Genomic DNA, 23,372 nt, shown 5'->3' with positions numbered 1-23,372 from the left:
CTGGCATCCGTTAGTCCCGTTCCCAGCCATCGCAGCCTGCTTTGGAGCGCTGACGTTTCGTGCGTCGATAGCTCTCGTTCTGTTGGGTAAGAGCCTCGCTCGCAACAGCAACAGCTGCGCTGTCAGTGCTTTCAGCGATGATCGCTCGATTGATTGCCATGGCGTTGCCCAGGCGATTCAGCACCTGATCCATCAGCTGGCACTCATCGAATGCGGCGCGTCCCGCGGCCGGTACTCCAAGCAGCAGCAAGGCCCAACATGGAGCAAGCAAGCCTTTCATTGATCTGCTCAGGGGCTGTAAGTGATGGTGCACTGATAGCGGCTGCTGAATCCCACATCAATGCTTTTGCAGGTTGTGTCGGTGATCGTTGCCCCTTTTGGGACCACGCGCATGGCCTCTGCGGTGGCGAACTGCTCTGAGGCCCCCTGGGCTGTGGCCCGATTTCCGCCTGCGAGAACCGTGGAGCCCCAAAGGATTGTGGCCATCACCAGCGCCGCACGTCGCATGATTGGAGTCAGAAGTGATGTCTTCGGTTTACACAAAACGCGTTTGTGCGACAGCACTGGTGGCTTTAGCAACGGCCACGGCACCAGCGGCGGCCCTGACGTCTCGGTTCAGTTTTGGATTCCGCGTCCTGATTCGCGTCGGGGACTGGCGGTGGGGGCAGAAGCGCTGCTGGCTGGATGGGAAGACGTCGCGATCCCCATGCCGCGTCAAAAGGAACCACCACGAGGGGAATCGGTTCCGCACTCAGCACCGGCAAGGTCAATGCCGATGACGCGATGAGGGCTGTGACCAGAAATCTCATCCAGCCATTTTTGCTGATGCTTGATCTTTTCGCCGTAATTTCTGCTGCCCCATCCGGGCTCAGGCCGGCGGCGACAGGGCAGGGGTGGCCCCTGAGCCTGTTCAGGCCTTGGAATAGGAGACGCCGCGATAAGTCAGAACAAAGGAATTACGAACCAAATTGACTTGATCAGCTCGATAGGATTTACCCATGTATTTGAGTTGGATTGTTGGCCTGGAAGTTACTTTCTCTGACTTTGCATATTTGTTGCCCAAGAAAGTGAGTTCCATGGCTGAATAGGGCGTGAATAAAAATGTTTTCAAGTTCTACATCGTTGCTGCTGGCCCGCAAGGTTCCACTGGATACTTCATTCTTTAGCCATTGTTAAAATTGCCTCGGCTTGATACAGGTACCGCCTTCTGGCCTTGGCCTGACAGGGAAAAGTGTCTATTGCTATTTATCGACTGTCGTCTCAGTTGTCATGAAGAGCGCGAAGTATTGGCGATTATTTTTCTTTACTGCACCGTTGGCAGGCAGAAATTCTGTCTTTGTGATGCTCTGGCAATGTCAGCCGAAAAGGGTCAACATCAAATTCATAACCACATGAGCATCTCGCGTGGAATCTCAGCTTTTTTGATTTTGTGAGTCGTTTCAAGAGGGTGACCTCTCCATAGATTTGCTCTGGCTTGAACCGATCAAGCTTGATACGTTCTTCGGGTGCATTTTTGATTCGTGCCTTTTGCAGTGCGTTGCGCACTGAGTTTTCACTGCCTTTGCCAAGGATCTTGGGGATCTGGAGAATCGATCGACCTTCCTTCAGATACAGACGCTTGATCTCTTCGATCTCTGCACTGGTGAAGCCAGACTTTTTGCCCACCTGCTTTCTCGTTTTGGGTTGATTCTCTCAGGGCGCTGGTCGCTGCCCTGACGCCTTGCCAATAAGAGGTCCGGGAGTCAGACCAGCATGATTCACTGAAGCTGATTTAAGCCACAACATTGCTGCGGCTCATATGGTCGCTGCTTTCGCCTCATAGGAACAGCATTGAACCCATCGCCGGGTGATGGTGTTGTTGGAGGGTCCACACCTCCATCCATTGGCCCCTGCATGGTCATTGGGCGCTGAGTGTTAGCGATCTTTCCCACGCCGACACAGCATGCACAGCCTGGCTCCTCTTTTGAAGGGGAGGAGTCAGATCAGCGTTTCTCACCGGCTGCTCACGAGCCAACCATTACCGACCGGCTACGGGCGGTAGTAACCGGGAGCATCAAGCCTTGAAATAAACATCAGCCGATGAATTTGTCTGTCGATAGCGCATCTTCAATTGCGCAATTTTTGAGAATTTTAATTGTTAGTATTTGCCAATAAAAAAGAAATAGCTCCTAACATGCCAGACTCTTGAATTTTTGATTTAATAAAAGAAGCCACTGCTGATGTAATCATGGTTATAAGCTCCTTTGGGAGTAAATGGCTCATGTTTAGTTGAGGTCTTTAAAATCAACCCAGTGAATGCAATCGACGGGACAAGTGTCAATCGCTTCCTGGATTCGATCTACTGAATCACCGTCTTGTCGAATCGCACGACAGCGACCTGTTTCTGGAACCATCACAAAAGTATTGGACGCTACATGTGCGCAATAACGGCAGCCAATGCAGTCAATTTCCTCAACCCAAACTGCTTTGTCACGAAGTCCTCCGCCTAAAGACGGTTCGGATCCCGTACGAAGATTACGAAGCTGTTCAGAATGTGATAAAAAAGCTGCATCAACCGGATTTTTTTGCGTGTACATCTGTATCAAGCTGGCATAAAGATTTCAGCGGATCGTGAACATTTGGCTGAATATTAAAAGCACCAAGTAAAGGCTTCCAACGCCACCAACAATTAAGAAAAGAAGCCAAAGCTTGAGAAGACGACCCTTTGGCTTTTCGTAAATCAGACGGGATACCGTCATTGGACGACTAATTTTATTGAAAGCATCTATAGACAACATCAACTCATCACGAATCAAGCGCTCGCGCCAACTCTCTCCATAGCGAGGCAGGCGCTGATAGATGGGCATCTCACCCTGAGAACGACCTGGCAATGTTCGATTAACTTGTTCAGGTATCTCATCATTGCCAAATCTCTCAAAATACTCAGGAGAGGCAAGAACAGCATCAACAAATCCTGAAAATCCTTGCTCAGCAATAACAATAGACCAAGACCTCTTTTCGTCTGAACCATAAACAGGACGGCCCAAAACCCGCCCTACAACCTGCTCGACAATTCTCTCGTTATTGTTGCATGCAACATATCCATTGTAAAAACGCTCAGAGAGCAGCAAGCCCCTTACGAAATCCCTTACTGTGATGCTGCCAGACTGAAATTGTGATTCCAGAAAAGGATCACGATCAAAAGACATCGCATGAAAAAAAATCTGGCGGTAGCACTTCCCGATTATTTCAGATGCTAATTCTGCCGATAGATCTGATCGACGCTCAGGTAAGCGACCTGCTATAGCGTCAACTCGGGAGTTCTGGCTTGATAGATTGAATCGTAAACGAGCCCTGGAAGAAAGGGAGGCCAATTAACCCGGAAATTCTTTAATATAAGAATTACATCAAAAGAATAAGAGGCAAGACAATAAGTGACAGTAGAATGAAGGTTCAAAACATTTGCCATGCAAAAAAGAGTCAAAATTTTGACCATTTGATACTTGCGTATGGTGCGTTTTGAGATCCTGAAATGCTTTTATCGTGCAGTATTGCAATTGTATTTGCTTAAATGAAAGATGGCTCTAAGTGGATTTGAAATTGCCATGGGTGGTATCGCTTCGATCCCTGTGGTCGGCGGACTGGTCTTGCTGGGTTATAAATCTTTTGGTGAAAGTGCTCTGGATGCAAGCAAGCTGAAACCAAAAAAGAAGCCAGCAGCCAAACAAGAAAAAGCAGTCAAACAAGAAAAATCTGTATCTGATAAAAAAACATCTGCAACAAAGAGCGAGACTTCAGAGGGTCAGCAGAACCCGTCCGCAAGTGTGAAAGAACAATCTGCTTCGGCCGAGCAGGCAGCTGCAATAAAGAAATAGGCTTCTGCTCCAATTAAAAGAAGCCCGGAATCACAATAGGAAATTCAATGCCCGTCTAAAGCCGTGATTGTCAATGAAATTGCTACCCGGTAGTTCAATGGCCTATGAGTAAGCAGTAGGTAATAATCAATCAAGGCTAGTTGAGTTTAGTTTTTATGTGGTTCTTTTCGAGGCATTTTTCTGGATGCTTCGTATAAGGTTAGCCAAGGCGCCCTTTCTGCGTAGCAAATTTGTGTGCATATTGCATCTATTCTTGGCCGTCTTTGCCAAAAATAATCAGAGGAATGGAAGATATGTCAGCGCGACTGTGATCAAAGTAATAGCTGCTCAGGAATTTAATGGGCAGAATATGATTTTAGTCTAATGGATTATCTAAACATCCTTGTGTGCATTCCAGTAATCTTTTGGATTGTGATTGGTATTCGCGCGCATAGTAATTGGATACAGTCTGTTTTTATGGCTGAGAGTAAAAAAATTAAGCAGCAATCGCAAATGATTAGTGAGTTTGGTTACGGCTCGCTAAATACTCGTGACAAGCTTGTGGCCAAGAAGGGTTTGGTCTTCGCCTATTGGGAAGGATCTCATCAAGATCAAAAGCCGACGGCACAGTTGGAATTGCTGCAGAGCCCAGTGATTTTTCAATTAGTTAATTTTAGTTTGGTAGCTGGCACCTCAATATGCCTATTAATGATTCTGAGCAAAGGTCTATTCGCTACTATCGGACTTATTTGATGGCTTCTTGTTTTTGGCGGAAGTTTATACTTGTTATCGGTTTTCTTTTGCATCCATAGTGCAATCAGCGCTCCTTCAATTGGATGGCTGCATTGATAGTGATAAGTGTAGCGACATTGCTGCAACGAGTTCTCCAAGCAGGAATGGGACTTTGCGGGTGTCTCGTGTCATGGGTCAAACGTGACTGCCTTGAGTGTTCCCCGCTGATTAGCCAGCCTCAGGCGCTCACTGACTGCTCTTCAGAGGGTTCTACGCAAGCCAGCGAGTGATCACGGTGCCTTCATAGACATGACCAGAAGCTTCAACAATCGGCTTGGTCTCTCGGTTCGTGAAGATGTTGTAGAGGACGTCTTCGGGTCCTTGAAATATCACTGTCGCTCTTTGGGGGTCGTCTTTGCAGACACCGATAAAGAAGGTCTTGACTCCCATCTCGGCAAACATCGCTTGCTGATCAGGCGCATTCATATATGCGCGATATTCCTCAAACGTGTTGCTGAGCTTGAAGTCCAGAACAGTTGTCTCTGTCATCTTTTAAGGGGCTTTTATTCGCGATAGACCTCTTTTAGCCCGCCTCAGGAGCCCAGCCCATCTCCTTGTGCCAGGTCGGTGCCCTGAGCTGGCAGCTTTTTTTATGCATGCTGCAGCTTTCCCGATGGTTTGTTCCAACACAGTTCTCACCCCTGAAGACGCCTTACAACGGAGTCACCACTGAAGGAGGTGCCATGAGCCGATCAAGGTCGTTCAACCGCTTTCATCGTTATTTGGCTCGACAGAAACGTCGTGGACTGCGCTCCGTCCTGCCGCAGTTCCAGATGGACTTCGAGTACTACGGATCGCCCATCGATCACAGCCGCGACATCCTAAATAGGCTGAAAGGGCGTGAAGTGCAGATTGAGCTGCTGGATTCTGAATCCTGACTGACTAGCCAGCCTCAGGAGCCCAACCCACTTACTTCTGCCAGGTGGGTACCCAAAGCTTGCAGCACTTCTTCCGGTGCTCTCCTTCTCAGCATCTTCTGTCTGAGGTTGAAGCCCGCCGTTGTGTAGCTCTACAGCACCGATGGAGAGGATGGCAGCCAGCAATTCAGGGAAGGAGGCTGGGGCTCGATTGATTGGGTCGCGTGATGATTCAGCCTCCCTTCGCGGCCCCCCTCACATCTTCCAAGGATTCATCCAAAGGGAGTCCCACCAGAACTTGAGACCTCGCTTGTCGCTGTCAGGGCAATAGCCCCTCCGACTATTCCAGGGATTGCAGAAGTTGCCATCACCCTGGACACCACGGCGAAAGACACGGGCCCACTTCTCGTCCCACCAGTAATCAGAGCGATTGCACTTGCTGAGGTACTGCGGATAGACAACGGCCTTCCCCTCGGCAACCAGCTTGCGGTTGGCATTTGTGTAAAAGGGCCAGCGTCCGGAATACAGCTCACCGGCGCGACGGCCCCAGCCACCTGAACCAAGCTCCACAAAACGGATGGTGGCGCCTACGGGGGTCAGTTCCTCCAGGCGTCTAGCAGCGGCACCACCGTGGCCTTCAACATTGCCTTCGGGCGCATCAATGCAGGCCAGCCTGACCCTGAGCTTCCTCCCGTCTTCGGTCTCCAGTCGGACGGTGTCGCCATCAGTCACTGATGTGATGACAGCTGAGACCCCTGGCGTTGTTGATGACTTGACCCACACCCCGCCGCCAACAACAGCCAGCGCCGTGACGGTGAGAAGAGTGCGTTTCATGGCTTCAGCTTTGACTCGATGAACTGATTGCACCTCCCCTATCCGAGTGGTTGTTCTGGCTGTTTTCAGGGGTCCCCATCCCCCAACCGAGGGATTGATCCAACCTCAGCCAGCCTCAGGAGCCCAACCCACTTACTTCTGCCAGGTGGGTACCCAAAGCTTGCAGCACTTCTTCAGATGCTCACCCTTTGGCGCTGCTATCAAATTGACGTACTGGGTTCTACGCCGATGCGACTTGCTGCGCTTCTCTCGCTGGCGTTCCTGAGCCCAGTGGCTGTGTATGCCCATAACTCGCACACAGCACGTGCCTCAGATCAGTCACAAGAGGTCGCGACAGCCAAGGCAATGCGCCGTGTACCTGAAGGAGCGACGGTGACTGACACTTTTTGCAAGAAGCTCAACTACGTATTCCAAATACGGTGGCGGTGCACGATCACGTACAGCGACTAGCCAGCTTTTGGCTAGTTCTCGTTTCTCTTGAGCTTCTCGAACGCTGCCATCACGTTTGCCGTGGCTACCGCTTGAGACTCTCCAGTGTTCTGCATCCGTCTCTCGACGAGCTTTTCTAGAAGTCTCTTAGTGGAGTCCATAGAGAAGTGTTAACACGGGTCAGTTCGTTTTGGCATATAAAAACCCCGCCATTGCTGACGGGGCCTCTGATCAGTCTTCATCAGAATGAATGATTCGGATTGCATTGGCATAGATGCCAAGCAGTAGTGCAGCGAGAATGAAGACGATGGATTGATTTGAATGGTGTTATTTGACTTCAATTCCAGGGCGTAGTGAACCTGATGATGAGCCTCGGTACACTAAATCTTCTGCTTCGAGTTCTGTGGTGTCTAGGCTTGTCGAGAAAGGGAACTTTTCCATTGCCACCGCAGTACCAATAGTAATTCCAAGCATTGCAAAGCAGGAGATTATTAATGCTGGATGGATGTCAAAATTTTTAGTCATTAGGAATCGAGAGTTTAGTGGCGATAAAGCATCCAATCACGCAGGATGAAATCAGAGTAAAACCTTTGCAAAACTGACCGGTATCAATACCAATTAGAGTTTCAATCATGGCCGTCTAAAGTGTTGATTTGGTCCTCCAGGAAACAGTAGATGCCTATGACCCATAGTCCGCCAATGATGATGCTGGCCAAGGGTGTGCCTCCCGCGACGAATAAGGCAGAGATTGAAAACAGAGTGAATGAAAATGTAATCATCAGCCTTTGAAGAGGTTGAAGCTGTCTCCCTGTAAACACACCTTCGCTTTTTGATTGACTAAATACATTCAAAACAAAAAAGAGTTGCCTGAGAATTGGATAAGTGCGCATTCCTGCCTGGTTAGAGGCTCACGCCCAGGTGCTAACCCGTCAGCCTGTCCTGCTCTTCCACCGTTAGGAACGAATAGAGTCAGTCCAGCAACAACTCCTCGACTACAGGCTCCCCAAGGTCTTGCAGGCCTCCAGATAGCCAACACTTGAAGGCATCAGGGCCATTGGCTCGTAGTGCTGACACCAGTTCCCCCTATAAGGATCAAGGCAATGCGGGTGTCTTGAACGAGCAAAATGCCAAGCCCGAAACTGCTCCAATTGTTGTTATTAGTGGTTACTTGATCATCTGCGCATGATGGCTGTGATAACCCGTCTTTTTGTTCATTGAACTTGTTTGCTGCCTTTGGGCCAGGCTTTAACCACTAAGAGAGCAACTGCTATGCCAAGTGCAACATCGATAAATCTTGCTCCAGCTGTGAACCAAACCTCAGATTTGTTTGGATCGCTCACGACCACCGTCAATGCTATGGCGCCAAATCGTAGTGCGCTTGGGTGCAGCCTTGCAGCACGACATAGCAGTCCCAGCAAAGCGATAGCCAGTCCGTAATTGATGAGGTTGTATGCCGTAAAACTGATTTGCAGTGCTGCCAGAAGAACGCCAAGAAGAGTCCCTAAAAGGCGACGACGCGCCGTGGCTGTGGCCCCTTCAAAAGCATCTAAAGAGCAGACGATTGCGGAGATAGGCGCCCAATAAGGGTCTGGCAAATGAAGAGCTTGCGCTAAGCCCATCGAGACAACTGCAGCGACCGCCGTCTGAAGTGGGCTGCTAATGAAGGAATGCATTTGTCCTTACCCCGCTGACGGTGAGCACCGTCGACAGCTTGTTTTGAGCATCTTTTCGCACGCCTCAATGGCGTTGTGCCGAAGCATTCACCTGGGGTTGCGGCATCGGTGGACGAGGCGAAGCCCTCAAGGCATGAACGTCATTTGGACAAAACGGTTGTCGGCTGCCCTTGGCTGCCTGCATAAAACACAATTAGGTCAACATCTTCGGAGCCCAAAGCCTTCCCTGCGTGGACTGTATTGACAACTTCAATCAGAGCCTCACCTGGCCCAAAAGCCTTGGTCATCCCACCCTTTGAATAAGGCTCTAAACGGCCTTTGAGGATGACTGCCGCATTTATCACGGGGTGATAGTGCCATGGCAGTGTCACTCCGGCAGGAATCTTGATCCTTAACACTTTGATTTCCGGTGGGCTAGCTGGGTAAGCAGGCAGAGGTTGCCCATCCCATTCTTTCGTTGAATTTACTAACTCTTTGATCGTGACACCAAGTTGCTTCGCGCCATGACCGTCATCAGCGCGGATTTGTAGCGGACTACAAGGCAATGCTAAGAGCACAAGAAAAGTCAATGCGACTCGCTTCATGGGGCTCCAAAAAGATGATTCACACTCTCACGATAAGGAGAGGTTCCATGGCCAAATAATGGACTCTCCGTAACGAACTGGCCGTCTACACCTGCGCCAGCCGCGGAAACGCCCTTGCACGTCTGATGTCAGCCGATAGGCAAGCTCATCTGCGTATGGGGCAGGTGTGATGACACGGCTTTTTGTGCTGACCTCACTTTCTCTTACTGAGGCTTAGATGCTCCGACTGGGCAATGTGAGACAGCCATCTGCCGCATGATTGCTGCTACTGCGGTCTGATTGTTGAATGCACGATAGACAGAGAGCTGTTTGCTCAATTCTTGGCATTCCTTCTGTTGGGAATCCATGAGTAAAACCTTGGTATAGAGATCATGGCTTCAGCAGGCACGGGGTGAGTGTGTCAAGTGCCACAAAATGGCATTGCTGTGCATCGAAGAACCTAATGCTTAGGCTAAGTATTAATGCTCCCGAAAGTTTTGTGTGCTGAATGATGCAGAGCCTCCTTGATCAGCCTATTAAGGTAAAACCCTTCACGAGATGGCTATGGGATTCACTATTCCAACGTTCTCAATCGGGCTTGTTTTGTATATTTGCTTTCACTTTTTGCTGAGTGGTGTATTGCGCTAGTACGCGCAGTCTGACTGAGCCAGTCAGTCGCTTACTGCAACAGGACGGAACCACATCACTGAGCGATAAGTAACGCGGTTCCGCCACCGGTAGCCCTGCATTCATAACTACCGGCTCATCGTTCTTATCCCTGGCAATTGCCGGAATTACGCGTCACTTACTACAGAACGCAACCCTTTAAACAAACCTTCTCCGAGCCCTAATCAAAAGTAGGGGCAATAGGCAAGGGGTGGAGGATTGACGACCCTGCTAAGAAGGTCGTCAACGCTGAGTTTCCCCACTCAGGCTCCACCGAGACAACGATGGCTCAACAGAGCTGGAGAGTCAGTGTTTTGGCTGAAATCTGAGGAGATATGGCTATTTACGAGGCTGATTGTTTGTTGGGCATGAATGTTCCCCGTTGGTTAACCCTTGTCAGGGATGAATGCGCACAGCAGCTGTGCAGCAGAGATGCAAGCCATCGCTGAGAGAAGCCTTTTGCGTGCGGCCTGCATCGACTTGATGACTTCAACGTGGGATTAGTGGTGTGGTCCTTGTTCGGCATGGCCAACCGCATCTCTTGAAGTGGTGGCAGCCACGGTGCGCCTGCTGCTGCGCCACCTGACCTGGAACGGCAAACGTCTGCTGGGGGCGATGGTGCTGAATCGCCTGGACGTGGAGTTGGCACCCACCCGACTGGATGTCGATGTTTGCCACGCTGCCGTTGACAACAGCTCTTCTTGTCAACCAGGTTCTCAACATGGCCATGATTTCACTTCAGCCACTGCTTGACCGTCTCGCTGAAATCCCAGGCATGGAGGGCGGCAGCAAGCGTCTGGTTGTTGTGCTCGGCCAGCTGGGTGACTTTGACTCGATCGAATATGCCCAGGCGTTGGTGCCGAGGCTTCCCCATTTGGCGGCGGTCGGGGTCAAGGTGCAGTTGTTCGGCATTGGCAACGCCTCTGGCGCTGACCGCTTCGCTGCCTTCACGGGGTTTCCCCTGCAGCAGCTGATCGTGGATTCTTCACCGGTGTTGCATCACTCCCTTGGTTTGGAGCCCGGGCTGCATCTGCTCGGTGGGCCATGGCCTGGTTTTCTGCTGATGTGTGCTGGAGTGGGATCTCCAGGCACCCTTCGTGAGGTGGTGCGTGGTTACACCGGTGATCGCTCAGCTGCCCAGATCTTCGATGACGAGGAGTGGATCGAGGCGTTTCCTCTGCCGCGCTTTCGTGGAGGTCTGTTCCGCCGGGCCGGTGGTGATGGCTTTCAGCGACCTTTTGAGCTCGCGACCAAGCGTCTGCGCAACATGAACGAAGTGCTCAGGCACTGGCGCACCTATGTGCCTTGCGATGACTACCTCACTCAGCGCGGTGCCACGGTGCTTCTTGATGCTGACGACAGCGTGATTTACAGCCATCGCGATCAATGTCTGCTGGGTTATTCCGCCACCATGCATCGACCCCTGGCGTTTCTCGATGTTGTCTTGTCTCACCCCTGACCTCAATCGGTGGAGGGCTCGCGATACACCGCAAGGGCCGCCACCAATCCGCCGATGAACCCTGCGCTGTGGCCGATCCAGCTCACGCCGGCCGGTGAAACGCCGGGAATCAGGGCGATCAGGGCTGAGCCGTAGAGCCAAAACGCCACAAGCCCCAGGAGGATGGACAGGATGCGACGTTCAAGCCAACCGATCAGCAGCAGGTAGCCCAGGAGCCCATAGACCACACCGGAGAGTCCATGACTCCGTGCGGGCCAGAACAGGGCGACCGGAATGTTGATCACCAGCACGCACAGCCAGACGCTCAGGTAATCGCGCATTCCCCTGCTGAGGACCAGCCAGCTCAGGGGGAGAAAGGCCAGGCTGTTGGAGATGAGATGTCCAAAACCAGCGTGACTGAACGGGGCGGTGACGACCCCCCACCACGGTTGATCCGGCCCCATCGGCAGGTTCAACTGCCCCGCAAAGATCAATTGGTCGATCAGCTCCTGAGCCCAGGCCACCGCCAGGATCAGCAGGGGAAGTAGCAGTCGACTGCGCATCGTCTTGCGCCAATGACCACAATGATGACGCGCGTGCTCCATGGATGCTCAAAAGCGACGTCGACGTCCTCGTGATCGGTAGCGGCATTGGCGGATTATGTGCCGCTGGCCTCTGTGCCCGCGCCGGCCGCGAGGTGTTGGTGCTGGAGGCCCATCACCAACCGGGTGGGGCCGCCCATGGGTTTCAACGCCAGGGCTATCACTTTGAATCCGGTCCATCCCTCTGGAGTGGGCTGGGGCGCTGGCCCACCAGCAATCCCCTAGCGCAGGTGCTGCGTGCGTTGGGACAAACCTTGGAGGTGATCCCTTATCGAACCTGGGATGTGCTGTTGCCGGAAGGTGATCTGCGCATCGCCGTGGGGCATGACGATTTTGAGGCTGTGGTACTCGGCTTGCGCGGTCACGAGGTGGCCGCGGAATGGCGGCGTTTTGTCGAAGCCCTTCGGCCGATCGCCGCCGCCGCCGACGCTCTGCCCTTGCTGGCCCTGCGTCCAGGGGTGGATGGGATGGCGCAATTGCTTAAGCGCGGCGGGCGCTTGTTGCCGCATCTTGCGGCGATGCGTCACCTCTCCGGTTCCTTCGGACCCTTGGTGGATCGTCACCTCACCGATCCCTTCCTACGCCATTGGGTGGATCTCCTCTCCTTCCTGATCAGCGGCATGCCGATGGGAGATACCAACGCAGCGGCCATGGCCACGCTGTTCGGCGAGTGGTTCGACCCTGAGGCCCATCTTGATTACCCCGTTGGCGGCAGTGCTGCTGTCGTTGAGGCCTTGGTGCGTGGCCTGAAGGCCCATGGCGGCAGCCTGAACACGGGCGTGGCTGTGCAGCAGCTGCGAGTGGAAGGGGATCGCGTCGTGGGTGCGACGCTGGCGGATGGAACGTCGATCGCGGCGCGGCAGGTGATCTGCAATGCCGATATCTGGTCCACCCTGGCGCTGCTGCCGGACTTCGTCGCGCCGAAGTGGCAGCGTCAGCGTCAGGCCACGCCGGCCTGCAATGGCTTTCTGCATTTGCATTTGGGCTTTGATGCCACGGGGCTGGAGAATCTGCCGATCCACACCGTCTGGGTTGATGACTGGGAGCGTGGGATCGACGCCGAACGCAATGCCGTGGTGTTGTCCATCCCGTCGGTGTTGGATCCTTCCATGGCACCGGCCGGGTGCCATGTGCTGCATGGCTATACCCCCGCCAGCGAGCCCTGGGAGCTCTGGACTGATCTTGAGCGCGACAGTGCGGCGTATCAGCAGAGGAAACAGGAGCGATGTGCTGTGTTTTGGCGCGTGCTGGAACGACGTATCCCTGATATTCGCGACCGCTGCGAGGTGATCATGGAGGGAACGCCGCTGACCCACAGCCATTTCCTCAATGTGCATCGCGGCAGTTACGGCCCCGCTCTTTCTGCAGCTGAAGGCCTTTTCCCCGGAGTGACGACTCCCCTCGCCAATTTCTGGCTGTGTGGTGCCAGCACGTTTCCAGGGATCGGGATCCCGCCGGTGGCGGCGAGTGGCGCCATGGCTGCCCATGCCGTGCTTGGCCAGGAGGCGCAGAACGGTTTACTGCGTGAGCTGGAGCTCTGAAACAGCTGCGTCATAACCTCCCTTCGGAACCCCCTCTCAGTCCATGAATTCCAACGCTCGGATTGATTCGCTTCAGCTGATGCTGACGGATCTGCGCATGCGCAACGAGCCGATCCGTCACAAGGCGGCGTTTCGTGGCTGCCAACCGGAATTCCAGGCGTTGGTCAGCCGCTTAATTGAACAGCTGGAGGGAGAACTGCTCGAGGAGAAGCAGCGTTACCGCGCAGCGTCACGCCAGGCGTGATTCTGAGAGGAGGTCGCGCCACTGCGCCTCCTGCAGTGCGGCTTCCGTTGTGCCCTCTTGGGGGAAGCCGCTGAGGAAGTCCTTGTCCTGCGAGGGCTGATAGGGCCCTTGTTTCAGTTCAAAAATCACGCTGTCTGTGTCTAGGGCCACCAGGGTGTGGAACTGATCTTCTGCAATCTCAATGCCATGGGTGGGCCCAGCGGCGTTGAGATGAAGCTGCTGCTGGATTTCGCCGTCCCCGTTGAACAGCAGCAGCCCAATGGCTCCCTGAAGCACCAGGAAGCATTCAAAGCCTGTACCTGAACCGTTGCGCCGGTGGCGGTGGGGGCGCACATAGCTGCCGGGCTGCAGCACATTGAGGAAGCGTTGAACCTGATCCTGCTCCTGGTGAAGATTGTGGTTCAAGCGCAGACGGGGATGCTGCCGGGCCTCTGCGGCAACCCGTGCGAACAGCTGCTGGTCGATGCGGCGAAAGGGTGAAGACGTCATCCGTGCGGCTCCGCAGCGGATCGGTAGGCGGCGGGGACGAGTCCCAGAAACAGCAGCCACCAGGCCAAAACGCCGAGGGCCAGGGGAAGGCTGATCCAAAGGCGATGCAGGAGTCCCCAGGAGCCGCCAACCACCAGCACCCCTGTGGAGACGATGGACCAAGGCTGGCACCACCAGGGTTTCAGAGACCAGAACGGTGGCTGTTTCGGAGGTGGCTGCTCCGGCGGTTCAGCGGAGGGCGTTGAGTTCACCGGCGGCTTGCATGGCGGCGAGGTTGTCGTAGCCACCAATCACGGATCCGTCGATGAACACCTGGGGGAAGGTGGTCATTCCACTGCGTTGTTGCACGGCCTGGAAGGCTGCGTCGTCGTTGATTGTGGTGACGGTGTGCGGCAGGTCCAGGGTTCTCAGGATGCGTAGGGCACGGCTGCACCAGGGGCATCCGGGAAGAACGGCGATCTCCAGCCGTGGCGTCGAGGATTGCGGCGAAGGGCTGCCTTCGCGTTGCTCAAGCACACCAATGAGCAGGTCGACGCCTTTCTGGACGATGGTCCCTGGCTCCAGGTGGCCTCCCCAGACCTGGCAGGCCCCATCCGAAAGGCTCAGGTGCAGATGAACGCCTTCAGGGGAGAAGGTTCCATTGAGGGTGATGACTTCGAGGTCGCCCTCCAGCACGGTGGGGTTGGCCTGGCCGGGGCATTGAAACGACGCCTTGGTGAGGTTGCCGACCACGCCGAGAACAAAGCCGTTGATGCCGTCCCGCTGGGCCAGCTCTTCAAGGCTGAGGCGCAGATCACTGCCGGGAGCAAGCTTCAGCGGCAGGGAACGCATGGCGCCTCAAAAGGGTGCTCAAGATTACGCAATCCTGGCTTGCACGATATTGTGCTTATATTGAGTAAATATATTCACGCTATCGTGCCCCTCCTTCAAGACCTGGTTCAAGAGTTGCAGCAGCGGATCGAAGGGCAGGCCGTGGCTCCCAGCACGGCTGCGGTGGCGGATGCGGCCGGTTCGGAGCGCATCAACGTCACCCTGCCTCGCGGTGTGATGGACGACCTCAAGCGCCATGCCCTCGCTGAAGGGCGCAGTTGCGGAAATCTCGCCGCCTATCTGTTGGAAGAGGCCCTACGTCGGCATCGCCCCCTGGGCTAGGGCTCCGTTCAATCCAGAAACTTGTCGGCGATGGCTTCCGCCTGGCCACTCTGTTGGAGCTTCAGGATCGACACCCCCATGGGCGTGCGCAGATGGCTGTTGGGGGACAACACGAATCCGTAGGTCTCATCCGAGAGGGTGAACGGTGCGATCCGCAAAGCAAGGTCGGGGTTCTGTTTGAGGTGGTAACGAAGCGAATGCCGATCGAAGATCAAGGCGTCGGCCTTGCGATCCAGCACCAACTGAACGGCGCTGTCGAGGCTGGGTGCTGGCACGACGCGCAACTCGCGGTTTTCCGCGAGCTCCATGCCATCGGTGCCTTCGACGACGGCGACCCGGCGGCCGCTGAGCTGTTGAGGACTGTCAATGGCTGCTTCGGAGGTCCCCGAGAGAAACAGCGTGAAGGCTGAAGCCAGGCTGGCGGTGAGGGACGACACCGCGATCAGCGAGATCACCATCCAGGCGCCGGTGATGCCCCGGCCGGTTCGTGTGATCGGTGCCTTGTCGCCGTAACCCACGGTCGTCAACGTCACCAGGGCAAACCACATGCCGCTGCTGATGCCGGGCAGCCAGTCGCGAGGGAACTGTTCACTATTCGTGTGCCGCTCAGCCATCCAGATCAGGCTGCCGACCACCAATAACACGCTGATCAGAACCAGAACGGAGGAGATCACGGCCCAGCCGAAGAACACCTGAACGCGACTGAAAATTGAGGGGGCCTTCAAGGGAAGAAGAATGCCCTCCTTGCTCAGGAAGTAGGGCTGGGTGAAGTCAATCCCCGCAATGGCAAGTCGGCGGGAGGTGATGCTGATCGGGCCGACGAGCAAGTCGATGACGCCCTCGTCCACCGCCTCAATGCCGGCTTTAGGTGTCGGCTGGGGAATCAGGTCGTAGCTGAGGTTGTTGTCTTCGGCGACGCGTCGCCAGATCTCAAGGCTGATGCCGCTGATCTGGTCGCCGTTTTTGATCACGAAGGGGGGCGATCCGCTGATTCCCACCTTCAGTTGATTGGCCTGCAGAGGAAGTGCGCTGCCCAAGCAGGTGATCGCGAGGACGATGGGCCAGCGTCGAAGCCTGCGCATCAGCGCTGTTCAAGACGACGCACGATCACGGCCATTGCCGCCAGGGAACCCGCTAGCGCGATCAGCAGGGCAATGGTCATGGAAGGATCAGAGGAAGGATGGTGCGCTCAGGTTGGCATCCCTGGCACCGAGCAGCCAGTCGGCCACTTCCATCCTCAAGGCATAGGCGCATTCGTAGCGGCCCTCCTCTTCCAGCAGGCTCAATCGTTGTTCGAGCGTTCGCAGGGTTGAAATCGCGAGCTGGTGTGGACTCTTGCTCCGCGCCACAATGAGTCTTCTGGAGGCTCTTGAAGCTTGAGGCACGACGTCGGGAATCAGATGCAGCCAGCGCTACAGATCCGACATCTGAACGATTCATGACCCCATTGGAGTGGTCCTGGGGCAAGAGCTCCCTGACGTTTTTGCCCCAGCGGGCCTTATGGCGGGCTGAGGGTCGTGAGCTGTTCGTGGCCGATCTGCATCTCGGCAAAGCCGAGGTGTTCCAGGCCCATGGCGTTCCCATGCCCAGTGACGGTGATCAAGGAACCCTGAATCCACTGCTGGCCCTGTGTCACGCCTGGTCGCCGGAGCGCTTGTTTGTTCTGGGTGATCTCGTGCATGCCCGGATTGGCATCACCGCTCCGCTGCGTGACACCTTGCTGGCTCTGCCCGATCTCTGCGGTTGTCCGGTCGTGCTGATCGGTGGAAACCATGACCACGGCAGCTGGATTGAAGGCTTGCCCCAGCAGTCCTCCCAGCGTCTGGGCGATCTCTGGTTAAGCCACATGCCTGAACAGGTGCCAGAGCCGGGTTTGTTGAACGTATGTGGTCATCTGCACCCCACGACCCGGCTTCGCAGCCGTTCTGATCAGTTGCGTTTGCCGTGTTTCGCCTTTGATCCGGATGGTCCGCGTCTTGTGATTCCCGCGTTCGGACAGTTGACGGGAGGCCATAACTGCGGCGACCGTTACCGGCAATGGCTGGTTGCTGACGGCTCCATCATTCCTTGGTTCGAACCACTCCCCCACCACCGAGAGCGAAGGATCGCGTGACTCAGCCTGCTGAGTTGCGGACCAGACCCAAGCGGAGCATGCAGCTCCGCAAGAGATGGCTGCTGCTGACGATGCCGTTCGTGGTTTTCGGTGGCTTGATCGCGCTTGCGCCTGGCGCTCCCGAGCGTTCTGATCGCGGTGCCCGGGATGTCAGCCTTGCTCAACAGAGACGGCTGGATGCCGAGCCTTTCAGCTACATCCCAGACGACGAGGTCTACGCCCTGGATCTCGATCCAAGACGGGTGCGGTTCGGGTTGCTGGAAGGCTGGGATCGTGAACAGGATGCCTACGAGGACAGCGCCGCTCTGGCCTATGTCTCAGGCCCCATGTATGAGCGCCATGTGGACAACGCTGGCCGTGAGATCACTGTTCCTCTAGGCGATCTTAAATTCGGTAGCAAGGTCTGGCGTGGGCGTAACCGCACGGCCTCACGGCAGCGTGCCTATGTCGGCATCCGCCATGACGGCAGCATTGATTTCGGTTATGGGGAGCTGAACGATGCCCGCAGCCGGACCTACGACACCTTCATCGGTGGCCTCCACAGTCTCTACAACGACCTTGAGGCGCCACCCGAGAGCTACAAGGGGGCTTACAGCATCAGCATGGGCCAGCGAATCCGCTACTACCTCCCGCGGATCCGCATGGTGATGGGACTGCGGCAGGACGGTCGCATGGAAGTGTTAATGAGCCGTGACGGTCTGACCCTCGAACAGAGCAAGGAGCTGGCTCATCGCAGGGGCTATCTCGCGGCTTATATGCCGGACCATGCGTCGAAGAGTCGGTTCATCATTCCTGGGGTCAAAGGATTCACCGAAGAGGACGCGAACTGGATCAGTGGTGGGGCGACCAGCTTTGTGCATGTGCCCTACATGCTGCGGTTGAGCCCGCGCCAGATCCCTCTGCAGGGCAACCTGATTGCGGGTCTGACGCCAAAACTGGTCATGGATGAGGCCTGCAATGGCCCGGCCGACTGTGTGTTGTCCTTCGGTAACCATCTCGCTGATCGCGCCCTGGCGGGGTTGAACAGGGTGATGGAACAGGGTGTTGAACCCTTGGCCAGGATGATTTGGGGACCATCAACCCCCACCAAGCCTGGGGGCCCTGCAGATGCCGGCAACGCTGGGGCCGATGTGGATCGATCTCCTTTGCGGGAACCCCCCATCACGGCGGATCCGTTGGTCTTGCGGGAGCAGCCTGCCTTGATTCGGGAGCTGGAGCCTGCCGAGCCCGATCCGGATGACAGTTGGATCGAGCCGCAGCCTTTTGCGCCGTTACCCCCCGATTTGCCGCCGCCGATCGTCCTCGATGAACCCATGGCCAATCCCGCAGAGGTTCTCCTGGCGGAGCCTGCGGATGCAGTGACCTCTGATCTCCTTCAGGAGGCGCCGCCGCCACCGGATCTACCGCCTCTCCCGCCGGTGCCCCTATCGGTTGAGCAGGATTGAGTTTTGGAAACCGCGTGGTCCTGGTGGCCCATTCCCGGCACGCAACGGCGGGTTTTGGTGGCGCGTCTGCCCCAGCCCTCGACGCGAGCCGTGCAGCGGGCGTTGAGTGATTCGCTCACCTGCCGGCTGTTCGCCGATGCAGGACACCTCGTTGAAGTGGATGACATCGGCCGCACGATCTACGGAAAGCCCCAGGTGCGTGCCCACCCTTTGCACCACAGCATTTCCAACACCAGGTCACTCACCATCGGGGTGTTGGGACCCGATCCGATTGGCGTTGATGTCGAAGCGCTCGACCGGCCGTTGCGTGTGGCCACCGATCTCCTGACCCAACGTCTGTTTGCCTCTGCCGCTGAAGCAACAGACTGTTTGCAGCATTGGACGTTGATTCAGGCCTGGACGGCGAAGGAGGCCGTGTTGAAGGCAGCGGGACTGGGGCTTGCTGGAGGACTCGCCAACGTGAGGATTGCGCCGGACGGGGCCGCGGCATGGCTGCATGGCTCGGGCTATTCGCTCAGCCTGTGGAAGCAGGAGGGTTTCAGCGTTGCTGTCGCTGAGTGCCTCAGCTTTGGGTCCCCCTGCCAGGGTTCATAACGCGTTGTTGGTGTGGCCATTCGTGGCTAGACGAATGAACGGAGCATCGGAAAGCAGCGTGGTAACTCGACTTCAGCAACGTCTCGCCGAGGCCAACAATTTTCAGAAAGCGTTGATCACGTCCTTTCTCGCTTGGGTGGCCCTGGGAGTTTGGAGCTATCTCATCGTCGTTCCCATCCTGTCGGCCGTGGCATTCCTTTGGCTCGGGGTGACCGGCTGGCTCGTCTGGCGGATCTGGCGCAAACCTGCCTCCTGAAGCTAAGAAATGAGGTGCAACAACTTATAGTTCTGCACGATTTTTGGTTCGGGTTCGGTGGAATTCACGGTAGTGATTCTGAATGAGCATGTCGGCTCATATTCACAAATTATTTGGACTGAATGGAAAGATCGCAATCGCAAGCAGATGAAAAGTCAGGGAGATGTCTGGTCAATGGCAACACTTTCTGGAGCCACAATCTGGGATTGTTTGGAGAGCAATCAAATCAATCGCCTCCATCTCGTTCAATGGAAACCTGCCGAGGATTCGATGTATCAAGTCAGCCTTCCGCGTAGGTGAAGGCTCTTTTGGCGTTGCAACTCCTAAGGGCAATCAGCCGTTGGCTGGCTTTGTCAGCTTGTAGATGTTCAAGGCAAAGAGGGCGATTCCGAAGCTGCCGAACAGGACGAGCAGATCTTGGGTGCTGACAACCATGGCTCTCGCAACAAAACTATGTTGACTAATGTAACGGAGGCGCAGGGATGCGTCGTCTAGTCGTTCCTAGGGGGCCGTGGGCGGTCCTCTTTTTTATGACCTACCCGTTTGGTGCCACGAAGACAGGCCTCGAGAAAGCTTTTCGCCTCCCAGACGCGCCTTCCTTTGGGGAGACTCAGGAGCATGAGCCTGCTGAGCTGTCTGAGTCAGAATTGGCAACCGTCTTGTTGGAACACCCAGGAGTCTGAAAGTCGCACCGATGAGCGGTGTGCATCAGGAAGTAGCCCTACAAGATTGCGCCCTTCTTGCGGCCAGGTCTCCGATCTGCGTCTGCGCCTTAGCGTCGGCAAGCTGTGCTCTTTCGGTGTTGGGTGGAGTGTGGCTTTGATGATCACGAGGAGAAGCGGTTGAGCTTTTTCCTTTTGATGACACAGCCGGCAATGCCGCAAATCACTTCGTGCGTCTCGTCGCTGAGTTGGATGAGCGCTGGTTCGTCAATATTTGCCAGGCGTTTGCCGATCCTGCGAGCTTCCTTTAGCCACTGAAATGTCATCTGGTCAAAAGCCAAGAGGTGGACAGTAAAAAGGCAAGGTCCCACTCCTGCCTCTCCTTCTCACGACGCATGAGGAAGACCTATGAGCTACCTCAACTCCACTGTCTATCGATTCGATGCAAAAGAAATCGGTTCAACAGCTCATTGCCAAAGGGTCGTCAGCCAGTGCGCTCTTTCGGATCGCTGACGGGTGGTTGTTGATGTGCTTTCCTCTTGTTTTTTGGTGGCAACCAAGAAACAGAACGTTTGTATCGCGTCTGGTTTCTCCTGCACTGCAATGGGTCCCATGCCTGATTGGACAGCTGCATCGTTCTCGATGTCTGGTCTTCCAGTCGTCTTTGGCTTCTAGGCCGCGGTAAACCAGGAGCAGCACGTTCCAACGCGGTAGGCCAGGAGGATGAAGACCCCGATGGCTGCTGTGCTGAACGAAATTCCCATGACTAGCTGACGGTTCTTCTCTTCAGCTGCCAAGTCGAATTGGGATTCGTCCAATGAAGATTTTTCTTTGAGGACTATCGTAGGTCATTTTGTATCGGTCGCGACACTTTTGAGTGGAAATGCTGATGAGTATTGGCGTCCGATCTGGCAGGGTTTTAAGCCTCCGCCATGTCATTGCGGGAAAAGCTCGCCGTTCATTAGGCCTGAGTTTTGAACAGCAAGGTTGGTTTTAGAGGGGATAGCCCCTTTGCATGCGCTCAATAGGCCAATGCAATGCCTTGGCTAAATACCCCGGGTCAACCCATGAAAGTCACTTCTCCGCGAGGTTGATGCCTGGTCTTGCCAGCGCAATACGTCGATATTTAGAGCTTGCAGCGATGAATGCGCCTGACGGGAACAAACGCAGGCGAGCAGGATGCGCGACTCGCTTCCTCTTTAATTCTGTGGGCTGACATATCGATGGTCTCAAGCCGCCACATCGACATCCTCGTAGCCCAAGAAATTCACCACTTTTTTCTCTTGTCTTGAGGCCAGTGCTTCTTCAGCTAATCGAATGAGCTGTTGCTCTCTTGCCTTGATAGCGGTTTGCCACCTCCTCTTCGGCTTCTGATTGACAATCATGATCGAGCCCCTGGGCGGCAGGTACTTAGTTGGATTCATTCGAATCGCTTGGACGATGAAGATTAAGGATCTATTCCCTCTCGAACAGATTGTTTACATACTTGTTTAAGTAGGTTCGTAGCGATACCCAACTTTGGTATCTCCTTGAACACTTGAAGGGCTGAGGTCTTGTTGCAGGATCCTCGGCCAGCTTGTCATCGCTTGACGCATGCCAACGAACCCTGAATCGCTCCCCAGCGTTGTATTGGCCTTGCTTTGTGGTCATCGTCATTCCATCAATTTTTAGCCCATGATGATGCCCTTGTCAGAAGAACCGTGTACTGCACCGACAAGTGTTTGAGAACTCAGGCTTGGACTATTTTTTCTACAAAGTCCAAAACGGAAGCTGGCGATACACACTCACTTGATCAAGCCAATCCAAGCGCTCAATGCTGCCCCCAGCCGAAGCCGAACCGCTTTTGAGCGGCAGTTTCCATCTCTTTCCGGATTTGTTGCATTGCCTCGCGGGCAAAGGCCTTTTCATTCTCCTGCGCGGTAATGATCTGCTTCGTGAGGGCACGAAGCTTTTCAATGTCATTACAACTGTCAATCTCCCTGAACGCTGCTTCTAGATGGAACCTTTGTTCGACTGATAGATGGTGGTTGGTCATCAGAAAAAGTGAGGCTAGATACAGCCCTGGATTAAAGCCAGGGCTGCTTGAGCGTTAACGACTAATCAGGCTGCAGAAATGCTAAAAGGTGCCGCCGGATAGCTTGTTGGCATTGGGTCGGATTCGCCCGCAGCAAGAGCTTTGGCACGACGATACATGTCGCTGTTGGTTGCACCTCGGGCTTCCATTGCTGCAGCAACGACGGCCCAGTTACGGATTTCGGCTGACATCTTTTGAAGAATCTTGGCTGCTCAAATTTCGCAAGAACTGCATTCCACTGTGAGGTGGATAGCCGCCTGCAGGCCGAACCACAGTGGCGGCAAAGTACTGCTAGCAAACGCGGATCCAGCTGCTGAATTCAGAAGACGCCTGTTGCGCTCAAGCAAATCAATGTTGTTGCTAGCAGCACCCAGACAACCAATTGGAGCCACTGCGTTAGTGGAGTTCCCATGGCTCAGTTGAGTGGGTCGCCCCAAAGAGGTGGCTCGTCAAATTCCTCCAAAAGGGAGTTGGCTTCCAACTCTTTACCCATCACAAGGAGGCGCATAATTCTGTCCCAAATAAAACGAGTCAGGCGTTCTGCCTCTCTCCCCTGATGCCCGGTCTCGAACTTGATGGGCGGGACATCGCCTGTGTCGTCGTGGAACTGTGTGGTCAACGCCACGCGGTAGGGGGCAGCTACACCTCCGTCGTAACTCTCCTCGATTTGCAGATGACGTATCAACGGACCCCGTTCCCTTCGTCAAGTTGAAAAGCAGACATTGCTTCGCCCTCTGCAAAACAAGGAGGCATGCTTAAGGCATGCAAGCCAAGACGTCAGAAGGCTTAGAGGTCATCGTTGCTGTGGTTGTCACTGCTGGCTTGGCGGCGGGCAACCTCGTTTTGTTCTCGCCGTTGCGCGTTGATAACCGTATACAACCCGCCTCTGCAGCCCAACAGATTGAAACCCCATCGCGGTGACTTCACCCTTGGTTCGATCATTCACCAGTACATCAGTCAATCTCACTGACTTGACCAGCATGGGGCAGGTGACTGACTCCCCCTCATGGCGCCAAGGCAGTTCAGGACGTTCCGATTTTCCATCTGATTCACAAACTGATGGAAGTCAACCTTGGTCTTCTGCTAATCGGGTTGTTGTTTGATGCAGCTGACCA

The 23,372-nt window shown here is 54.8% G+C and carries 33 protein-coding genes; 12 read left to right on the top strand and 21 right to left on the bottom strand.

Translation table 11 applies throughout. The features are described from left to right. Positions 1–10: 10 nt before the first annotated feature. The 7 genes from FZZ88_RS11565 to FZZ88_RS11540 form a co-directional block, all read right to left on the bottom strand. Positions 11–250, bottom strand: coding sequence for a hypothetical protein (locus FZZ88_RS11565; protein WP_230332881.1), 240 nt, complete (start codon positions 248–250; stop codon positions 11–13). 38 nt (positions 251–288) lie between these two features. Beyond that, complete coding sequence (locus tag FZZ88_RS11560) at positions 289–507, bottom strand: hypothetical protein (RefSeq protein WP_166017267.1); 219 nt, start codon at positions 505–507, stop codon at positions 289–291. Positions 508–572: 65 nt separating this feature from the next. Beyond that, the gene (locus tag FZZ88_RS11555) at positions 573–809 is read right to left on the bottom strand and encodes a hypothetical protein (RefSeq protein WP_166017266.1); all 237 of its coding nucleotides are present in this window, start codon (positions 807–809) and stop codon (positions 573–575) included. 101 nt (positions 810–910) lie between these two features. Next, on the bottom strand, positions 911–1,078 hold the full coding sequence (locus FZZ88_RS12275; protein WP_166017265.1) for a DUF4278 domain-containing protein: 168 nt from the start codon (positions 1,076–1,078) through the stop codon (positions 911–913). A gap of 215 nt (positions 1,079–1,293) precedes the next feature. Next, on the bottom strand, positions 1,294–1,665 hold the full coding sequence (locus tag FZZ88_RS11550) for a hypothetical protein (RefSeq protein ID WP_166017264.1): 372 nt from the start codon (positions 1,663–1,665) through the stop codon (positions 1,294–1,296). A 599-nt stretch (positions 1,666–2,264) separates the two neighbouring features. Then, positions 2,265–2,576 (bottom strand): ferredoxin, encoded by a 312-nt coding sequence (locus FZZ88_RS11545; RefSeq protein WP_166017263.1) that lies wholly within the window; start codon positions 2,574–2,576, stop codon positions 2,265–2,267. Positions 2,577–2,600: 24 nt separating this feature from the next. Then, positions 2,601–3,188 (bottom strand): phycobilisome rod-core linker polypeptide, encoded by a 588-nt coding sequence (locus FZZ88_RS11540; protein WP_230332880.1) that lies wholly within the window; start codon positions 3,186–3,188, stop codon positions 2,601–2,603. 369 nt (positions 3,189–3,557) lie between these two features. Here FZZ88_RS11540 and FZZ88_RS11535 point away from each other — a divergent pair, with 369 nt between their 5' ends. Both FZZ88_RS11535 and FZZ88_RS11530 read left to right on the top strand, forming a co-directional pair. After that, complete coding sequence (locus FZZ88_RS11535) at positions 3,558–3,854, top strand: hypothetical protein (RefSeq protein ID WP_166017261.1); 297 nt, start codon at positions 3,558–3,560, stop codon at positions 3,852–3,854. 363 nt (positions 3,855–4,217) lie between these two features. Then, positions 4,218–4,586: a hypothetical protein gene (locus FZZ88_RS11530; protein WP_226426187.1), complete on the top strand. Its 369-nt coding sequence runs from the start codon at positions 4,218–4,220 to the stop codon at positions 4,584–4,586. Positions 4,587–4,835: 249 nt separating this feature from the next. On the opposite strand, the gene FZZ88_RS11525 is transcribed toward FZZ88_RS11530, so the two are convergent. Continuing rightward, the gene (locus tag FZZ88_RS11525; RefSeq protein WP_166017259.1) at positions 4,836–5,114 is read right to left on the bottom strand and encodes a DUF3764 family protein; all 279 of its coding nucleotides are present in this window, start codon (positions 5,112–5,114) and stop codon (positions 4,836–4,838) included. Between the two features lie 107 nt (positions 5,115–5,221). Here FZZ88_RS11525 and FZZ88_RS11520 point away from each other — a divergent pair, with 107 nt between their 5' ends. Beyond that, positions 5,222–5,503, top strand: coding sequence for a hypothetical protein (locus FZZ88_RS11520; RefSeq protein ID WP_226423686.1), 282 nt, complete (start codon positions 5,222–5,224; stop codon positions 5,501–5,503). A gap of 234 nt (positions 5,504–5,737) precedes the next feature. Here the strand turns inward: FZZ88_RS11520 and FZZ88_RS11515 are convergent, their stop codons facing one another. From FZZ88_RS11515 to FZZ88_RS11505, 3 genes are all read right to left on the bottom strand, one after another. Beyond that, a complete protein-coding gene (locus tag FZZ88_RS11515; RefSeq protein ID WP_166017258.1) occupies positions 5,738–6,316 on the bottom strand; it encodes a thermonuclease family protein in 579 nt (192 codons plus the stop codon). A 1,640-nt stretch (positions 6,317–7,956) separates the two neighbouring features. Then, entirely contained in the window at positions 7,957–8,418 is a 462-nt protein-coding gene (locus tag FZZ88_RS11510; protein WP_166017257.1) for an FUSC family protein, read from the bottom strand. 140 nt (positions 8,419–8,558) lie between these two features. Then, entirely contained in the window at positions 8,559–9,002 is a 444-nt protein-coding gene (locus tag FZZ88_RS11505) for a cupin domain-containing protein (protein WP_166017256.1), read from the bottom strand. A gap of 1,194 nt (positions 9,003–10,196) precedes the next feature. Between FZZ88_RS11505 and FZZ88_RS11500 the strand changes: the two genes are divergently transcribed. Then, positions 10,197–10,400, top strand: coding sequence for a hypothetical protein (locus tag FZZ88_RS11500; protein ID WP_166017255.1), 204 nt, complete (start codon positions 10,197–10,199; stop codon positions 10,398–10,400). Then, positions 10,375–11,106: an AhpC/TSA family protein gene (locus FZZ88_RS11495; RefSeq protein ID WP_166017254.1), complete on the top strand. Its 732-nt coding sequence runs from the start codon at positions 10,375–10,377 to the stop codon at positions 11,104–11,106. The genes FZZ88_RS11500 and FZZ88_RS11495 overlap by 26 nt, the downstream gene beginning before the upstream one ends. A 2-nt stretch (positions 11,107–11,108) precedes the next feature. Here the strand turns inward: FZZ88_RS11495 and FZZ88_RS11490 are convergent, their stop codons facing one another. Next, positions 11,109–11,648: a rhomboid family intramembrane serine protease gene (locus FZZ88_RS11490; protein WP_166017253.1), complete on the bottom strand. Its 540-nt coding sequence runs from the start codon at positions 11,646–11,648 to the stop codon at positions 11,109–11,111. Between the two features lie 44 nt (positions 11,649–11,692). Here FZZ88_RS11490 and FZZ88_RS11485 point away from each other — a divergent pair, with 44 nt between their 5' ends. Next, complete coding sequence (locus FZZ88_RS11485; RefSeq protein WP_166017252.1) at positions 11,693–13,228, top strand: NAD(P)/FAD-dependent oxidoreductase; 1,536 nt, start codon at positions 11,693–11,695, stop codon at positions 13,226–13,228. A gap of 43 nt (positions 13,229–13,271) precedes the next feature. After that, entirely contained in the window at positions 13,272–13,472 is a 201-nt protein-coding gene (locus FZZ88_RS11480) for a hypothetical protein (RefSeq protein ID WP_166017251.1), read from the top strand. Here the strand turns inward: FZZ88_RS11480 and FZZ88_RS11475 are convergent. From FZZ88_RS11475 to FZZ88_RS11465, 3 genes are read right to left on the bottom strand one after another with little or no spacing between them, the layout of a single operon-like run. Beyond that, a complete protein-coding gene (locus tag FZZ88_RS11475; protein ID WP_166017250.1) occupies positions 13,458–13,961 on the bottom strand; it encodes a WbuC family cupin fold metalloprotein in 504 nt (167 codons plus the stop codon). The two genes, FZZ88_RS11480 and FZZ88_RS11475, sit on opposite strands and share 15 nt — an antisense overlap. Then, positions 13,958–14,212, bottom strand: coding sequence for a DUF6737 family protein (locus FZZ88_RS11470; RefSeq protein ID WP_166017249.1), 255 nt, complete (start codon positions 14,210–14,212; stop codon positions 13,958–13,960). The genes FZZ88_RS11475 and FZZ88_RS11470 overlap by 4 nt, the downstream gene beginning before the upstream one ends. After that, positions 14,190–14,792, bottom strand: coding sequence for a PCC domain-containing protein (locus tag FZZ88_RS11465; RefSeq protein WP_166017248.1), 603 nt, complete (start codon positions 14,790–14,792; stop codon positions 14,190–14,192). The genes FZZ88_RS11470 and FZZ88_RS11465 overlap by 23 nt, the downstream gene beginning before the upstream one ends. An 84-nt stretch (positions 14,793–14,876) precedes the next feature. On the opposite strand from FZZ88_RS11465, the gene FZZ88_RS11460 reads away from it, so the two are divergent. Beyond that, a complete protein-coding gene (locus FZZ88_RS11460; protein ID WP_166017247.1) occupies positions 14,877–15,113 on the top strand; it encodes a CopG family transcriptional regulator in 237 nt (78 codons plus the stop codon). 8 nt (positions 15,114–15,121) lie between these two features. Here FZZ88_RS11460 and FZZ88_RS11455 read toward each other — a convergent pair whose 3' ends face one another. Continuing rightward, the gene (locus FZZ88_RS11455; RefSeq protein WP_166017246.1) at positions 15,122–16,195 is read right to left on the bottom strand and encodes a transporter substrate-binding domain-containing protein; all 1,074 of its coding nucleotides are present in this window, start codon (positions 16,193–16,195) and stop codon (positions 15,122–15,124) included. A gap of 87 nt (positions 16,196–16,282) precedes the next feature. Further along, positions 16,283–16,462, bottom strand: a complete 180-nt coding sequence (locus tag FZZ88_RS11450; RefSeq protein ID WP_166017245.1) for a hypothetical protein — start codon at positions 16,460–16,462, stop codon at positions 16,283–16,285. A gap of 89 nt (positions 16,463–16,551) precedes the next feature. On the opposite strand from FZZ88_RS11450, the gene pdeM reads away from it, so the two are divergent. Genes pdeM through FZZ88_RS11430 form a run of 4 tightly spaced genes read left to right on the top strand, consistent with a single transcriptional unit; the run spans position 16,552 to position 19,521 of the window. Beyond that, the gene (gene pdeM, locus FZZ88_RS11445) at positions 16,552–17,226 is read left to right on the top strand and encodes a ligase-associated DNA damage response endonuclease PdeM (RefSeq protein WP_166017244.1); all 675 of its coding nucleotides are present in this window, start codon (positions 16,552–16,554) and stop codon (positions 17,224–17,226) included. A gap of 38 nt (positions 17,227–17,264) precedes the next feature. Beyond that, positions 17,265–18,671: a hypothetical protein gene (locus FZZ88_RS11440; protein WP_166017243.1), complete on the top strand. Its 1,407-nt coding sequence runs from the start codon at positions 17,265–17,267 to the stop codon at positions 18,669–18,671. A gap of 3 nt (positions 18,672–18,674) precedes the next feature. Further along, on the top strand, positions 18,675–19,265 hold the full coding sequence (locus FZZ88_RS11435; protein ID WP_166017242.1) for a 4'-phosphopantetheinyl transferase superfamily protein: 591 nt from the start codon (positions 18,675–18,677) through the stop codon (positions 19,263–19,265). Positions 19,266–19,299: 34 nt separating this feature from the next. Continuing rightward, positions 19,300–19,521 (top strand): hypothetical protein, encoded by a 222-nt coding sequence (locus FZZ88_RS11430; protein ID WP_166017241.1) that lies wholly within the window; start codon positions 19,300–19,302, stop codon positions 19,519–19,521. An 826-nt stretch (positions 19,522–20,347) separates the two neighbouring features. Here the strand turns inward: FZZ88_RS11430 and FZZ88_RS11420 are convergent. The 4 genes from FZZ88_RS11420 to FZZ88_RS11405 form a co-directional block, all read right to left on the bottom strand. After that, on the bottom strand, positions 20,348–20,524 hold the full coding sequence (locus tag FZZ88_RS11420; protein ID WP_226426188.1) for a hypothetical protein: 177 nt from the start codon (positions 20,522–20,524) through the stop codon (positions 20,348–20,350). An 888-nt stretch (positions 20,525–21,412) separates the two neighbouring features. Continuing rightward, entirely contained in the window at positions 21,413–21,607 is a 195-nt protein-coding gene (locus FZZ88_RS11415) for a hypothetical protein (protein WP_166017239.1), read from the bottom strand. A 386-nt stretch (positions 21,608–21,993) separates the two neighbouring features. Beyond that, a complete protein-coding gene (locus tag FZZ88_RS11410) occupies positions 21,994–22,218 on the bottom strand; it encodes a hypothetical protein (RefSeq protein ID WP_166017238.1) in 225 nt (74 codons plus the stop codon). Positions 22,219–22,672: 454 nt separating this feature from the next. Then, positions 22,673–22,942: a hypothetical protein gene (locus FZZ88_RS11405; protein ID WP_226426189.1), complete on the bottom strand. Its 270-nt coding sequence runs from the start codon at positions 22,940–22,942 to the stop codon at positions 22,673–22,675. Between the last annotated feature and the right edge of the window lie 430 nt (positions 22,943–23,372).

The organism is Synechococcus sp. PH41509, from assembly GCF_020514285.1.
In the GTDB taxonomy this organism is placed as follows: domain Bacteria; phylum Cyanobacteriota; class Cyanobacteriia; order PCC-6307; family Cyanobiaceae; genus Parasynechococcus.
Note: the sequence above shows the minus strand (reverse complement) of the source record. Positions and strands in the feature narration are given on the sequence as shown.